General features: G+C 62.7%; 10 protein-coding genes and 1 tRNA gene. 6 read left to right on the top strand and 5 right to left on the bottom strand.

Annotation, left to right across the window (positions count from 1 at the left end; all coding sequences use genetic code 11):
• Nucleotides 1-225 precede the first annotated feature (225 nt).
• Entirely contained in the window at nt 226-2,292 is a 2,067-nt protein-coding gene (gene parE, locus MUU55_RS00480; protein WP_244758816.1) for a DNA topoisomerase IV subunit B, read from the top strand.
• Between the two features lie 105 nt (nt 2,293-2,397).
• Nucleotides 2,398-2,829, top strand: a complete 432-nt coding sequence (locus tag MUU55_RS00475; protein WP_244758815.1) for a hypothetical protein — start codon at nt 2,398-2,400, stop codon at nt 2,827-2,829.
• 5 nt (nt 2,830-2,834) lie between these two features.
• On the opposite strand, the gene MUU55_RS00470 is transcribed toward MUU55_RS00475, so the two are convergent.
• Nucleotides 2,835-3,962, bottom strand: coding sequence for a DUF2336 domain-containing protein (locus tag MUU55_RS00470; RefSeq protein WP_244758814.1), 1,128 nt, complete (start codon nt 3,960-3,962; stop codon nt 2,835-2,837).
• Nucleotides 3,963-4,090: 128 nt separating this feature from the next.
• On the opposite strand from MUU55_RS00470, the gene MUU55_RS00465 reads away from it, so the two are divergent.
• Nucleotides 4,091-4,723 carry a hypothetical protein gene (locus tag MUU55_RS00465; protein ID WP_244758813.1) on the top strand — a complete coding sequence of 211 codons (633 nt, stop codon included), beginning with the start codon at nt 4,091-4,093 and terminating at the stop codon, nt 4,721-4,723.
• A gap of 1,216 nt (nt 4,724-5,939) precedes the next feature.
• Here MUU55_RS00465 and tig read toward each other — a convergent pair.
• The 4 genes from tig to MUU55_RS00445 form a co-directional block, all read right to left on the bottom strand.
• A complete protein-coding gene (tig, locus tag MUU55_RS00460) occupies nt 5,940-7,415 on the bottom strand; it encodes a trigger factor (RefSeq protein WP_244758812.1) in 1,476 nt (491 codons plus the stop codon).
• A gap of 180 nt (nt 7,416-7,595) precedes the next feature.
• Nucleotides 7,596-7,680: transfer RNA gene (locus tag MUU55_RS00455), tRNA-Leu, on the bottom strand.
• A 135-nt stretch (nt 7,681-7,815) separates the two neighbouring features.
• Nucleotides 7,816-8,406, bottom strand: a complete 591-nt coding sequence (locus MUU55_RS00450; protein WP_244758811.1) for a GDYXXLXY domain-containing protein — start codon at nt 8,404-8,406, stop codon at nt 7,816-7,818.
• A 3-nt stretch (nt 8,407-8,409) separates the two neighbouring features.
• A complete protein-coding gene (locus MUU55_RS00445; protein WP_244758810.1) occupies nt 8,410-9,513 on the bottom strand; it encodes a DUF2157 domain-containing protein in 1,104 nt (367 codons plus the stop codon).
• A 1,069-nt stretch (nt 9,514-10,582) separates the two neighbouring features.
• Here MUU55_RS00445 and MUU55_RS00440 point away from each other — a divergent pair.
• From MUU55_RS00440 to trmFO, 3 genes are all read left to right on the top strand, one after another.
• Nucleotides 10,583-10,726, top strand: coding sequence for a DUF1127 domain-containing protein (locus MUU55_RS00440; protein WP_117371030.1), 144 nt, complete (start codon nt 10,583-10,585; stop codon nt 10,724-10,726).
• Nucleotides 10,727-11,072: 346 nt separating this feature from the next.
• Nucleotides 11,073-11,216, top strand: coding sequence for a DUF1127 domain-containing protein (locus MUU55_RS29270; protein ID WP_117371029.1), 144 nt, complete (start codon nt 11,073-11,075; stop codon nt 11,214-11,216).
• Between the two features lie 158 nt (nt 11,217-11,374).
• Complete coding sequence (gene trmFO / locus MUU55_RS00430; RefSeq protein WP_244758809.1) at nt 11,375-12,784, top strand: methylenetetrahydrofolate--tRNA-(uracil(54)-C(5))-methyltransferase (FADH(2)-oxidizing) TrmFO; 1,410 nt, start codon at nt 11,375-11,377, stop codon at nt 12,782-12,784.
• Nucleotides 12,785-12,793 lie beyond the last annotated feature (9 nt).

Genomic DNA, 12,793 nt, shown 5'->3' with positions numbered 1-12,793 from the left:
CGCGGCTCGACGACCGACGGACACGGGGACGCCGCCTCGAAGCGGCAAAAGATGAGACAGGACGGCCAGCCGGCGAAAGCCCGGCGTTGCCCTGCTGCCATCGCGAAATGTCCCCAAATCTGGCACAGTCGCAAGTGATTCGCCGACTATCCCTTTTGCGCCAGGCGCCGGTCCCTTGTGGATCGGCGGGGAAAACTGGCAAACGGAACAAACTCTGAACAGCCCATGCAGAACGACGACAACGACCTCTTCGCCAACATGCCTTCCGAGCCCGAGCGCCAGCCGGCCAAGCCGGTTGATAAGCCCGTTGCCGCCACACCCGAAGCCCCCCGCGAAACCCGTCCGCCGCTGAGCGAGGGATCGGGCGGCTACGACGCCTCGGCCATCCGTGTTCTCGAGGGCCTCGAGCCGGTGCGCATGCGCCCCGGCATGTATATCGGCGGCACGGACGAGAAGGCACTGCACCATCTCTTCGCGGAAGTCATCGACAACTCGATGGACGAGGCCGTCGCCGGCCACGCCAATTTCATCGACGTCAATCTCGACGCCGACGGCTTTTTGACCGTCACCGATAACGGTCGCGGCATCCCGGTGGAAAACCACCCGCAGATGCCGGGCAAGTCCACGCTCGAAGTCATCCTCACGGTGCTGCATGCCGGCGGCAAGTTCGATGGCAAGGCCTATGAAACGTCCGGCGGTCTGCACGGCGTCGGCGTCTCCGTCGTCAATGCGCTGTCCGATCAGCTCGAAGTCGAGGTCGCGCGCAACAAAAAGCTCTATCGCCAGCGTTTTTCGCGCGGCAAGCCTGTTGGCGGCCTGGAAGAGCTCGGCGACGTGCACAACCGGCGCGGCACGAAGGTGCGCTTCCACCCCGACCCGGAGATCTTCGGCGCCCATGCCCGTTTCGACCCAGGCCGCGTCTTCCGCATGGCCCGTTCGAAGGCCTATCTGTTCGGCGGCGTCGAAATCCGCTGGAGCTGCGACCCGTCGCTGCTGCCCGAGGGTTCGGAAACGCCGGAAAAGGCCGTCTTCCACTTTCCCGGCGGCCTGAAGGATTATCTGCAGGCGACGCTCGGCAAGGAATACACCGTCACCCGCGAGATTTTCGCCGGCAAGAGCGAAAAATCCGGCGGCCACGGCTCGCTGGAATGGGCCGTCACCTGGTACGGCGGCGATTCGCTGATCCACTCCTACTGCAACACCATCCCCACGGCCGACGGCGGCACGCACGAGGCTGGTCTGCGCATCGCGCTCACCAAGGGCCTCAAGGCCTATGCCGAACTGACGCAGAACAAGCGCGCCGCCATGATCACCACCGACGACGTGATGATCTCCTCCGTCGGCATGCTCTCGGTCTTCATCCGCGAGCCGGAATTCGTCGGCCAGACGAAGGACAAGCTGGCCACCGTCGAGGCCCAGCGCATCGTCGAAAACGCCCTGCGCGACCCCTTCGATCACTATCTCGCCGACAATCCGGGCGAAGCCGCCAAACTGCTCGAATGGGTGATCGAGCGCGCGGAAGAGCGCATGCGCCGCCGCAAGGAGAAGGAAGTCAGCCGCAAAACCGCGGTGCGCAAGCTGCGCCTGCCGGGCAAGCTTGCCGATTGCTCGCAGAATTCCGCCGATGGCGCCGAACTCTTCATCGTTGAAGGCGATTCGGCCGGCGGCTCGGCCAAGCAGGCGCGCAACCGCTCCAACCAGGCCATTCTTCCCCTGCGCGGAAAAATCCTCAACGTCGCCAGCGCCGGGCGTGAAAAACTCGGCGCCAACCAGCAGATTTCCGACCTCGTGCAGGCGCTCGGCTGCGGCACGCGCACGAAATACCGTGAAGAGGATCTGCGCTACGAGCGCGTCATCGTCATGACCGACGCCGACGTCGACGGCGCGCATATCGCCTCCCTGCTCATCACGTTCTTCTACCAGGAGATGCCCGACCTTATCCGCGGCGGCCATCTCTATCTCGCCGTGCCGCCGCTCTACCGCCTCAGTCAGGGCGGCAAGACGCTCTATGCCCGCGACGACGGTCACCGCGAAGAGTTGATGCGCACCGAGTTCAATGGCCGTGGCAAGGTGGAAATCGGCCGTTTCAAAGGTCTCGGCGAGATGCTGCCGGCGCAATTGAAGGAGACGACGATGGACCCGTCGAAGCGCACGCTTCTGAAGGTCGCCATTGACGATGTCGATTTCGAGGGCACGCGGACGGCCGTCGACGACCTCATGGGCACCAAGCCGGAAGCCCGCTTCCGCTTCATCCAGGATCGCGCTGTTTTCGCCGACAACCTGGATATCTGACGGGTCAGCGGCCGGGCTGGCGCCTTATTTTCGCGGCAATACCCGCCTCTAACCGGCGGCAGGACAGGTCCGCGTGCGGACCTGTCGAACCCGGAAAGGACAGCCATGAAAGCTGCGCTCATCGTCATGACGATCATGGGCTGCGACGACAGCGCAACCCAGTGCCACTATATCGATACGGTGCCGAAGAGTTGGCAGACCGTAGCGCTGTGCGATGCGCAGGCGGAGACCTATATCAACCGCCATCAGGACAAGAACTATCCGGTCATCGTGGCCGTCTGCGAAAGCTCGGGCGACCGCATGACCGCCGATGTCGCCAAAACCGCGCCCGAGACGACGCCAGCGGAAACGAGCACGCAGGCCGAGATTCCCGTGCCCGCCGAGACGGCGCAAGCACGCCAGGGCCTTGCGGCCCGCACGCTGAACTTCGTGAAGAAGGCCATTCCGGACACCGCTTCGCTGAAGGCCGCCGTCGTCAAGCCGGTGCGTTATGCCGAGGACGGCTACAGCTGGGTCGTCAAACGCTTCGCCGACTAGCGCGGTTACGCAGCTTCGCGAGACGCAATCAGCGCATAGCTGCGCGCCGTCTGACGCTGTTCGGCGATCGCCAGCCGCTCGACCAGTTCCAGCATGGACTGGCAGGCCGCGTTGCCGGCAGCGCGTGCCTGCAGCAAAAGCAGCTCGGACACGGAAAGGTCACCCTGCCCGCCCTTGGCCTCGCGGCGCCACAACATGGTCGCCTCGGCAAAGAGTGCGCTGATGTCCCGGCCGAGCCCGGCTGTTTCGTAGAGCGCGCGGACGGCCGCCTCGCGGCCATCGGAAAGAATGGAGCGGACCCGCCGCTCGGCCTGTCCAGAAAGATTGGTGATCGCCGCCGCAAAAAACTCCACGCGACCGGTGCAGAGCGCATGCATCAGGAACACCGGCGTCAGGCGCCCGGTCAGACGAAGGTGTTCGACAAGGCCAGGCATTTCCGCCGCGGCCACATCCGCGACCATGCCGATCGTTGCGACGTCGCAAGCCTCGCGCGTGATGCGTTCGACCCGGTTTTCGCCGATGGCGGCCTGGATCAGCCCGAAGCCGGCCAGCGCCGTTCCGATCTTTTCCACCAGCGCCTGGCGGGCGTCGCTCGGCAGGTCCTCCCGGTCAAGCAACAGCGCGCGGATTTCCGAATCGTCGCCGAGCCGGTCGGCAATGCGGCTCATGCTGCGGCGCGAAAATACGGCGCCCTCGTTTTCCAGCAGCGCCAACACGTCGGGAACATCGCCGATCTCCGCCATGGCGGCCGAGACGGCCCGCGAGACGTAGGTGCGATGGGCGATCAGCATGCGCGTCACATCGCTGCCCTTGGCGGCGAGATCCACAAGGTCGGAATCCGTCAGCAGCGACGACGACAGAATGATATGGGCGGCGATTTCCGGCTGGTCTTCGGCAAGGGGCAGGACGACGGCGCGCGGCGCGTCCTCGCATTCGGCAAGGGCCTCGGCCAGCGCGAGGCGCACTTTCGGTGCGGGATCGTCGAGCAGAAAGATCATCGCCATTTCGGCGGCGCGTCGGTCGTCGGGCGCTATGCGCTCCTTTGCGTAAGCCCGCGCCAACACGCTCGCCGCCTTCGCCCTGTCGGCTGCCCGCGCGGTCTCGACCCAACGAAGAAAAGCATGAACGATCAATGGACGCCCCAAACGCCTGCAATACGCTATTGAAACCAAGCTATCGCCAAAGTGTTTAAGATTGGTTCACCATATCCATTAACGGACCGGTCATTGCCAGAAGCGGTCTCAAAGCCCTATGAAAAACCATGACACCGCTTCCCCGCGCCCTGCTCGCTCTCGCCCCCGATCAACCCATTCCCGCAGACCGGCGCGGCGTGCTGATTCCCATCGAACGGATCGCGGAAACGAACATCGACGGCGCCATCGTAGTGGTCGAAATCCACTCCGATATTGCCACGCTTCAAAAAGCCCTCGTTGCCGGCGCCGCCACGATCGCACTCGACGGCTGCCGCATCGGTGCCGATCTCCAGCGCTTCGCCACATTGCTGTCCGTCGCCGAGGCGCAGGCTGATCGCCCCGAAGGCAGCACACCCATCCTCGCCTTCACGGATGGCATTCTCCCCGCCCCCGCAGCGCGGGAAAGTCTTGCTGGAAAATCGCAGCGCCTTGCAGGTCTGGTTTGGGACCAGAGGGCGCTCGCCGCCGCCCTTGGCGCCACGCGCACGAGTACGGATTTCGATGATTGTGCCCCCCCTTTCGCTGCGGCCCGCGCCGCCACCCTGCTGACCGCTGCAGCCGCCGGCGTGCCCGCCTTCGATTCGGCAATCGAGCTCGAGGAGGAGGCTTTGGAGCGGGCCTTGAAACGATCCCGCACCGAAGGTTTCTTCGGCCACGTCGCCATTCCACGGCCACAGACCGAGGCAACTGAAGCCAACTGAGCCGCAACGGCGCTCGTCCTGACATCATTTCCGGTGCGGCTACACTGCCCGTCCTCGAAACACGTCCTCCCGGAATGCGCACAGCACACTTTTGGCCCGCCTGTTCTCGTGCCCCTCGGCAGTCGTGCCGTGTGGCATGGATCCTCGGGTCAAGCCCGAGGATGACGGAGGGGAGGAAGAGCCACCCACCTATCGACCGATAGCGTATGCGGGTCGGCCTCTTCAGCGCTCAGCAGCCCTCTTTCCCTATCTCCTGCCTGCGTCAAAGAACGCCCTTTCACCATCCCCGTATCCGAACGGCACGCTGGGCTGGTGACCACCTCTCCTCGTAATGTCATGGCTTGCTCCGAGCTCCGGACATCCACGGCACCCTCGTTCTTCATCTCCGACTCGCCTCAAAGGACGCTCCTCGCCATTCCCGCCCTCGCCCCGCGCGTCTGCATCCGCACCACACGCCGGGCTGGCGTACCACCTCTCCGCTTTCGTCATGTCAGGGCTTAACCCGAGGCCCCACAGCCACACGGCAAAGCCTCTCCGTTTATCCCCGCATCCGCACCACATTTTCCCCGTCCTCCGAACATGTGCCTACAATCCCCCCATCCCGCCGCGGATACACTGCCAGGCGTGGCAGCGAGGCGGGGCCGGCGCGTTGTGTGGGGCGAAGACGCAGAACCTCACGCACCGGGCCCGCGGAAAATGATCTCCCTCCGGCGACATGGGGGAAGCGATGGGGTGTCGGACCGATCCCTTCGTTTCATGCCCCGGACGGCGCGCCGGATGTGCCTGTGCGGCACGCAAAGGGGGCCGGGATTGGCGGATGCGTCGGCATCGTTCGCCGGATGGGTAAAACGCTGGAAGGCCAAAACCTTCCGTCGAGATCGCCAGAGCGTGCGGTTGCGATGTCAAAACGGCGATGGGCCCTTTCGGAAACCGGCGAGCAACATCCGCAATCCCGGCCTTTGCAGAGGGACCGGAGTCGCGGGCAAAAACCGCTGAACGGGGCGCTGAAAGGTGCCACATACAACATTTCAATCGAGGCAGCTTCCAGCGCCCCGTCCGAAATGCTCTTTGAAAACCCACGGGCGGGAAAACCGCTGCGTGGATGTTGGTGCGTAGGCGGCAGGCGGAGTGGCGGCAAAGTACCCTCAGCCTCTATCGTGGAACGAAAAAGGCCGCCCGATGGGCGGCCTTTTCCAGATACGCTATGTCGAACCGATTACTCGGCGTCGCCTTCGGCGGCCTTCTTCTTGGCCGGGGCCTTCTTCTTCGGAGCGGCGTCTTCGCCTTCCTGAGCTTCGGCCTTGGCGGCAGCCTTCTTCTTCGGCGCAGCCTTCTTGGAGCCCTTGTCGTCGCCGTCTTCGTCGTCGGCGAGCAGGTCTTCCTTGGAAACGGTCTTGTCCGTTACCTTGATTTCACCGAGCAGGTGATCGACGACCTTTTCTTCGAAGATCGGCGCGCGCAGCGAAGCGGCGGCACCCGGGGTCTTCTGGAAGTATTCGAGGATCTGCTTTTCCTGGCCCGGGAACTGGCGCAGCTGCTGGTAGAGCGACTGCTGCATTTCCTCGTCGGTTACCTGGACGCCGGCCTTTTCGCCGATTTCCGAGAGAACGAGGCCGAGGCGTACGCGGCGTTCGGCGAGCTTGCGGTATTCTTCGCGAGCGGCTTCTTCGGTCGTGTCTTCGTCAGCGAAGGTCTTGCCGGACTGAGCGAGATCGGTGTTGATCTGGCGCCAGATGTTTTCAAACTCGGCTTCGACCAGGCGCTCCGGGGTTTCGAACTTGTACATCTCGTCGAGCTGGTCGAGGATCTGACGCTTGACCTTCTGGCGGCTGACCGAGCCGTACTGGCTTTCGATCTGGCCGCGAACGATTTCGCGCAGCTTGTCAGCCGATTCGAGGCCGAGCTTGGTGGCCAGCTCATCGTTGATCTCGACTTCCGAAGGAGCAGCGACTTCCTTGACGTTGATGTCGAAGGTGGCTTCCTTGCCGGCGAGGTTTGCAGCCGGGTATTCAGCCGGGAAGGTGACGGTGATGACCTTCTCGTCGCCAGCCTTCAGGCCGACGAGCTGCTCTTCGAAGCCCGGGATGAAGCGGTTGGAGCCGAGAACGAGTTCTGCGTCTTCGTCCTTGCCGCCGTCGAAGGCTTCACCGTCGACCTTGCCGAGGTAATCGATCGTGACGCGGTCGCCATCGGCGGCCTTGCCCTTCTTGGTTTCGTAGGAGCGGGCGCTTTCGGCGATCTTGAGGATCTGCTCGTCAACTTCCTTGGCGTCGATGTCGACGACTTCACGGGTGACGGTGATGCCGGAATTGTCCTTGAGGTCGATCGCAGGGATGACTTCGTAGGAGAGCGTGAATTCGAAATCGGCCTGGCCGTTCAGGATCTTCTCGGCTTCGGCCTGGTCTTCGGTCATCGCGACTTCCGGCTGCGTGGCCGACTTTTCGCCGCGCTCGGACAGGATCGCGGTCGGGCGGTCGCGGACGATCTCGTTGACGAGTTCGGCCATGACGGACTTGCCGTACATCTTCTTGAGATGGGCGAAGGGTACCTTGCCCGGACGGAAGCCGTTGATGCGGACACGGCCCTTCACGTCCTCAAGACGCTCGTTCATCTGAGCTTCCATGTCCTTGGCCGGGATGACGACCTTGATTTCGCGCTTCAGCCCTTCAGCGAGCGTTTCGATAACCTGCATGTTCAAACCTTCATTTCGAGTTGGCGGTGCTCAAACCGCGGTTCCGGTTATGGCGAGCACCCCGCCGGTCCATTTGCCGGCAGTGGCTTTACTGAATTCGGTGGCCTTTTGGCAAGCAAAATGGCGCGCTGAAATGCTCCACGCCGCGCGAAAACCCGTTGTTTTCGCGTTTTGTGGCTCTGGTGCGGGTAGAGAGACTTGAACTCCCACGCCTTGCGGCACCAGAACCTAAATCTGGCGTGTCTACCAATTTCACCATACCCGCTCTCAGAAACCTCGTTGCCACGGGCGGCTATACCGCTCTCATGGCGCCTTCCGAGCGCGGCGTCTCTATATCACCCGTTTTCGGCGGATCAAAGGAAAAATGACACTCAAATGACCGTTCTCCCGGCCCTTGCGCTCAATAGAGCGGTTCGTCATAGACCGGTTCGCCGCGCAGGATCAGCCGGGCGATCTGCGGCGTGCCGTCTTTCGACACACGGGCCTCCACCTCGAGCTCCTCCTGATTGCGGGCATCTTCCAGCACCTTGCCCTCGCCTTCCGGCACATAATATCGCTCGAGGCCGTAGCTGACGAAGAGACTGTCCGGCAGAACGCCGTCGGTCACCGAATAATAATCGAAGGGCTGCGTGCGCAGGAGAACACTGCCCTCCTCCGGAGCCAGAGTACCGAAACTCGCCTCTGTCGCCGTCCACAACCCGTCCGCGCCGGGCTTCAGGCGCACGACGAGGCGCTCACGGCCATTCACCTTTGGCACCTCGCCGGTGACGATGCTCTTCGGGATCGTCGAAATCGCGTAGGACAGGATGACGTAATCGCCGCGCAGCAGATCGCGAGGATCGACGGGCAGCGTTTTCAGCCTGATATCCGCGCCATTGCGCAGGATCGAGGCGCGGCCTTCCACCATATAACCAAGCACGGCCGTCTGGAGGGACGCTGCGATGATGGCGGCGGCGATCGGCGGAATGCGGAAAGAAGAGAGGATCGACATGGCTCAGGCCTCCGCCTTGGTTTCAGCCTTGGAAAAGCGGCGTTCGACGACGATCACGGCCCAGGCGATCAGCGCGACAACGAGACCGGAGATCAGGAAGAAGCCGGATGTGCCAATGATCGAGCCGATCGTCTCGGAGGCGAGATACAGCGTTTCGGCAGCGAAGGTCGCGTAACCGAGATAGCGCACCGCGCCGTTCTCCTTGCCGGAAAACACGATGCCGCCGATGGCTACGAACAGCGTGATGACGCCGAGCATCAGGCGATCCCCGACAGCATCGAACTCGGAATGGAGGACGAGCAGGCCGAGCAGCAGCACGAGATAGGAATAGAAGGCGGGGGCAGCACCAGCGTTGCGGGCCAGCGCGTGGAGCGGCGATTGCGGCAGGGCGGCCAGCAGATAGGCGAGCGCACCGAGCGATGCGATGATGATGGCGGTCGTCGGCGTATCGTGTTCGCCATAGATGAAGGCCAGCCAGGCGACGAGCAGCAGATAGGCAATGTGGCGCACGCGCCCGGCATCGGTGTAGCGCACCAAAAGGATGATGATGACGGCCATGAGCGGCATCAGCCAGAGCAGCATCGTATCGCTGGCACGGTAGGCCTCGTTCCAGTCCGTCCAGGCGACCGCGAAGGCGAGAAAACCAGCAATGGCGGTCACCGCGCCGGACCGGAAGAGCGCCGCAGCAATCACTGCGCCGGCGAACCAGACGAGCATCGCCTGAAGTGCATCGCCGGAAAAGTGGTACATCTGCCCGATCAGCGCGATGGCGCCGCCGAAGGAAACGGTACCGACGGCAAGGAAGGCTGCGGCAAGGCGCGGCGCGCCACGCTGGATAAGCAGCCCGCCCGTCAGATAGGCGCCCCAGATCAGCGCGACGATGCCGACGACGCGCACGAGACGCGGGATCGCCTCCCAATTGGCGGCGATCAGCAACAACACGGCGGCCGACATCAGGAGAGCGGCGATCATCATCAGCACGCGGCCGAGGCTGAACGAGCTTTCGCGGGAATCATATTCCTTCAGGAGGCGATCGGCGGTCGGCGCATCGAGCAAGCCCTGCTGCGCCCACAGTTTGAGATCGCGTTCCAACCTGCCCCGATACATCCGTCCCCACCTCTCTTCAAAACGCGCACGAGTCGCGTCGAGCATACCCTGTCAGGAGAAACGGTATAGCGCCGCCAGAAATTCGCAATCGAAGCGACAATCCGCTCATTCGGGCCAAAAGGAATGCGGTGGGCGCGATGATTAACGGGACATAAAGAAATCCCTGGCAAATTTAGCAGCAAGACGCCGGTGGCGTTTCGATTTCGGGCATGCAGCTGGCGCATATCATCCATTCCCATATTGCACTGCACAAAATCGAAAGATCAGGTTAGATTGGAGTCATCGGATCAGAGATGGTTCGGACCGGAAACCAAGGCGCCACTGAGGCGACAGGCAGACCGGAGGGCGGAATGGTTGAACGCCCGGCATGATGCCGACAGACCCGACGCCGGAAACGGTATCGAACAGGAATTCGGAGCAGCGCACTCCTCCTCCCAGCGCTTCTCCGATACGATTGGCAACACTCCTCCTCCCAGTTGCCAATCACTCTTAATGACGCCCGCCGGATCTCCTCCCCCGGCGGGCGTTATTGTTTTCGCCAAGTACTGGCAAACCCGCCCAACCATCCAAAATCTTTTGCCACCGCGAGGTTCGATGCGGCCGCCCTCGTCGCGTTGAGCGCCGGACTGCGGAACGCATGCGGCTCACGCATGGGTGCCATTCCAATCGTGCGCTTTTGCTCGCCATCGAGGCAGGCTATAACTTTCCCATCGGTCGGGCAACGATCTCCTCCTCCCAACGTCCCCGACAAGGATTGGCAGCCCCTCCTCCTCCCAAGCTGCCAATCGATATCAGCAACGCCCGCCGGATCTCCTCCCCCGGCGGGCGTTGCTTTTTGCACCGCACCCAATCAATCCCACATGGCTTCTTTACCTTTGTGGCACCGAGCCCGGATTTTGGCCAGAATTTCGCCTAAATTTCCACTTGACATGCATAAAACGCATGGGTGCCATACGGCAATTGCGCTGTCCTTTTTCGCGGCGCAGCGTATATTCCAATCCATCAGATCAGGGCGGCGCCAAAGATGAGCGGCCGCCTAGTACGCAAGCCCACGAAAGGGGTAAATGACATGAACCTGGCACGCTCTTTCAACAACTGGCGCAAGTACCGTCAGACCGTCAGCGAACTCGGCCGCATGACCGACCGTGAACTTCGCGACCTCGGCATCGGCCGCAGCGATATTCCGTACATCGCTCGCAAGGCTTCGATCTAAGCCGAACGGACCCTTGCGGGTCGCAATTCGAACGCCCTCCGGCTCCCACCGGAGGGCGTTTTCGTTTGCGCGTCTTTTTGCGGCGCACAATGTCGCAGTTCCCCAAATGCGACATTCTGACAAGTCTAAGTTCGCATTCACCAAATCCAGCTATATGCCCGTAATAACGGCATTTTCTGGCTAGTTCGCATGCAGGCTGAGCATCTGCCTGATCCGTCATCGTCTTATTGCACAAATGCATAGCAGCTGCATTTTCTTTGCACTGCACATTAATAGATATGTCGCGTATACAGACCTCACAAACCGGAGAGAGAGACCTCCCGGCCAACACTTCGAGGAGAAGACCATGAACCCGATCCGCATTGCCAAGAACTGGATGTCCTACCGCCGCACGATGAACGAACTCGGCAACCTGTCGAACCACACGCTGTCCGACATCGGCCTGACCCGTTACGACATCCGCGACATCGCAGCCCGTTCCTTCCGCTAAGACATAGCCGGTTTCCGCCGCAGCGGCCGGAAACGGCCAGCGCGAGGGACGATCAAACGGCACCATCTGGTGCCGTTTTTGATTCCAGGTGCATGATGCCCCGCCCCAAAAATGCTTTTCCTTGGAAATGCGCCGTTGCCCATGATAACCAACCGCCCATGACCAAGACCTCTTCCCACACCCCCATCCATGTCATCGGCGGCGGCCTAGCCGGCTCGGAAGCCGCCTGGCAGATCGCCGAAACCGGCGTTCCCGTCATCCTGCATGAAATGCGCGGCGTGCGCGGCACGGATGCGCACAAGACGGACAGCCTCGCCGAGCTCGTCTGCTCCAATTCCTTCCGCTCGGATGACGCCACCTCCAATGCCGTGGGCGTTCTGCATGCCGAAATGCGGCTTGCCGGCTCGCTCATCATGCGTTCAGCCGATGCCAACCAGGTGCCGGCCGGCGGCGCGCTCGCCGTCGACCGCGACGGTTTTTCTGCCGCCGTCACGGCTGCGCTCGAAAGCCATCCGCTGATCACCATCACCCGCGAGGAAGTCACCGGCCTGCCGCCGGAAGCGTGGGACCAGGCGATCATCGCCACCGGCCCGCTCACCGCGCCCTCGCTTGCCGCCGCGATCCAGGCGCGCACCGGCGCCGATTCGCTTGCCTTCTTCGATGCGATCGCGCCGATCGTGCACACCGCCAGCATCAATATGGATGTCTGCTGGTTCCAGTCGCGCTACGACAAGGTCGGCCCCGGCGGCACGGGCAAGGACTATATCAACTGCCCGATGGACGAAGCGCAGTACAATGCCTTCGTCGATGCGCTGATCGCCGGCGACACGACGGGCTTCAAGGAATGGGAAGGCACGCCCTATTTCGATGGCTGCCTGCCGATCGAGGTGATGGCCGAGCGCGGCCGCGAGACCCTGCGCCACGGCCCGATGAAGCCGATGGGCCTGACCAATGCGCACAATCCGACCGTCAAGGCCTATGCTGTCGTGCAGTTGCGCCAGGACAATGCGCTCGGCACGCTCTACAACATGGTCGGTTTCCAGACGAAGTTGAAATATGGCGCGCAGGCCGAAATCTTCCGGCTGATTCCCGGCCTGGAAAACGCGGAATTCGCCCGCCTCGGCGGCCTGCACCGCAATACCTATATCAATTCGCCGACGCTGCTCGATCGGTCGCTGACGCTGAAGGGCCGTCCGGGCCTGCGATTCGCCGGCCAGATCACCGGCTGTGAAGGCTATGTGGAAAGCGCCAGCATCGGCTTGCTCGCCGGCCGCTTCGCCGCGGCCGAACGGCTCGGCCAGACGCCGTCGCTGCCGCCGGAAACGACGGCCTTCGGCGCATTGCTGAACCACATCACCGGCGGCCACATCGTCTCCGACGACGAGCCGGGCAAACGTTCCTTCCAGCCGATGAACGTGAATTTCGGCCTCTTCCCGCCGCTGGAACCCGGCGCGGTCGTCCGTCCCGAAGGGCTGAAGCGGTTTCGCGGCAAGGACAAGGCAGTCGCCAAAAAACAGGCAACCGCGGCACGCGCGCTCGAAGATTGCGCCCGCTGGCTCGGGCGCTGATCGGCAACT

Source organism: Shinella curvata, from assembly GCF_022899935.1.
GTDB classification, from domain to species: Bacteria; Pseudomonadota; Alphaproteobacteria; order Rhizobiales; family Rhizobiaceae; genus Shinella; species Shinella curvata.
This window is presented reverse-complemented; position numbering and strand designations above follow the sequence as displayed.

Coding starts and splice junctions, on each gene's coding strand:
- parE (WP_244758816.1), top strand. CDS start 226: ATGCAGAACGACGACAACGACCTCTTCGCCAACATGCCTTCCGAGCCC.
- MUU55_RS00475 (WP_244758815.1), top strand. CDS start 2,398: ATGAAAGCTGCGCTCATCGTCATGACGATCATGGGCTGCGACGACAGC.
- MUU55_RS00465 (WP_244758813.1), top strand. CDS start 4,091: ATGACACCGCTTCCCCGCGCCCTGCTCGCTCTCGCCCCCGATCAACCC.
- tig (WP_244758812.1), bottom strand. CDS start 7,415: ATGCAGGTTATCGAAACGCTCGCTGAAGGGCTGAAGCGCGAAATCAAG.
- MUU55_RS00450 (WP_244758811.1), bottom strand. CDS start 8,406: ATGTCGATCCTCTCTTCTTTCCGCATTCCGCCGATCGCCGCCGCCATC.
- MUU55_RS00445 (WP_244758810.1), bottom strand. CDS start 9,513: ATGTATCGGGGCAGGTTGGAACGCGATCTCAAACTGTGGGCGCAGCAG.
- MUU55_RS00440 (WP_117371030.1), top strand. CDS start 10,583: ATGAACCTGGCACGCTCTTTCAACAACTGGCGCAAGTACCGTCAGACC.
- MUU55_RS29270 (WP_117371029.1), top strand. CDS start 11,073: ATGAACCCGATCCGCATTGCCAAGAACTGGATGTCCTACCGCCGCACG.
- trmFO (WP_244758809.1), top strand. CDS start 11,375: ATGACCAAGACCTCTTCCCACACCCCCATCCATGTCATCGGCGGCGGC.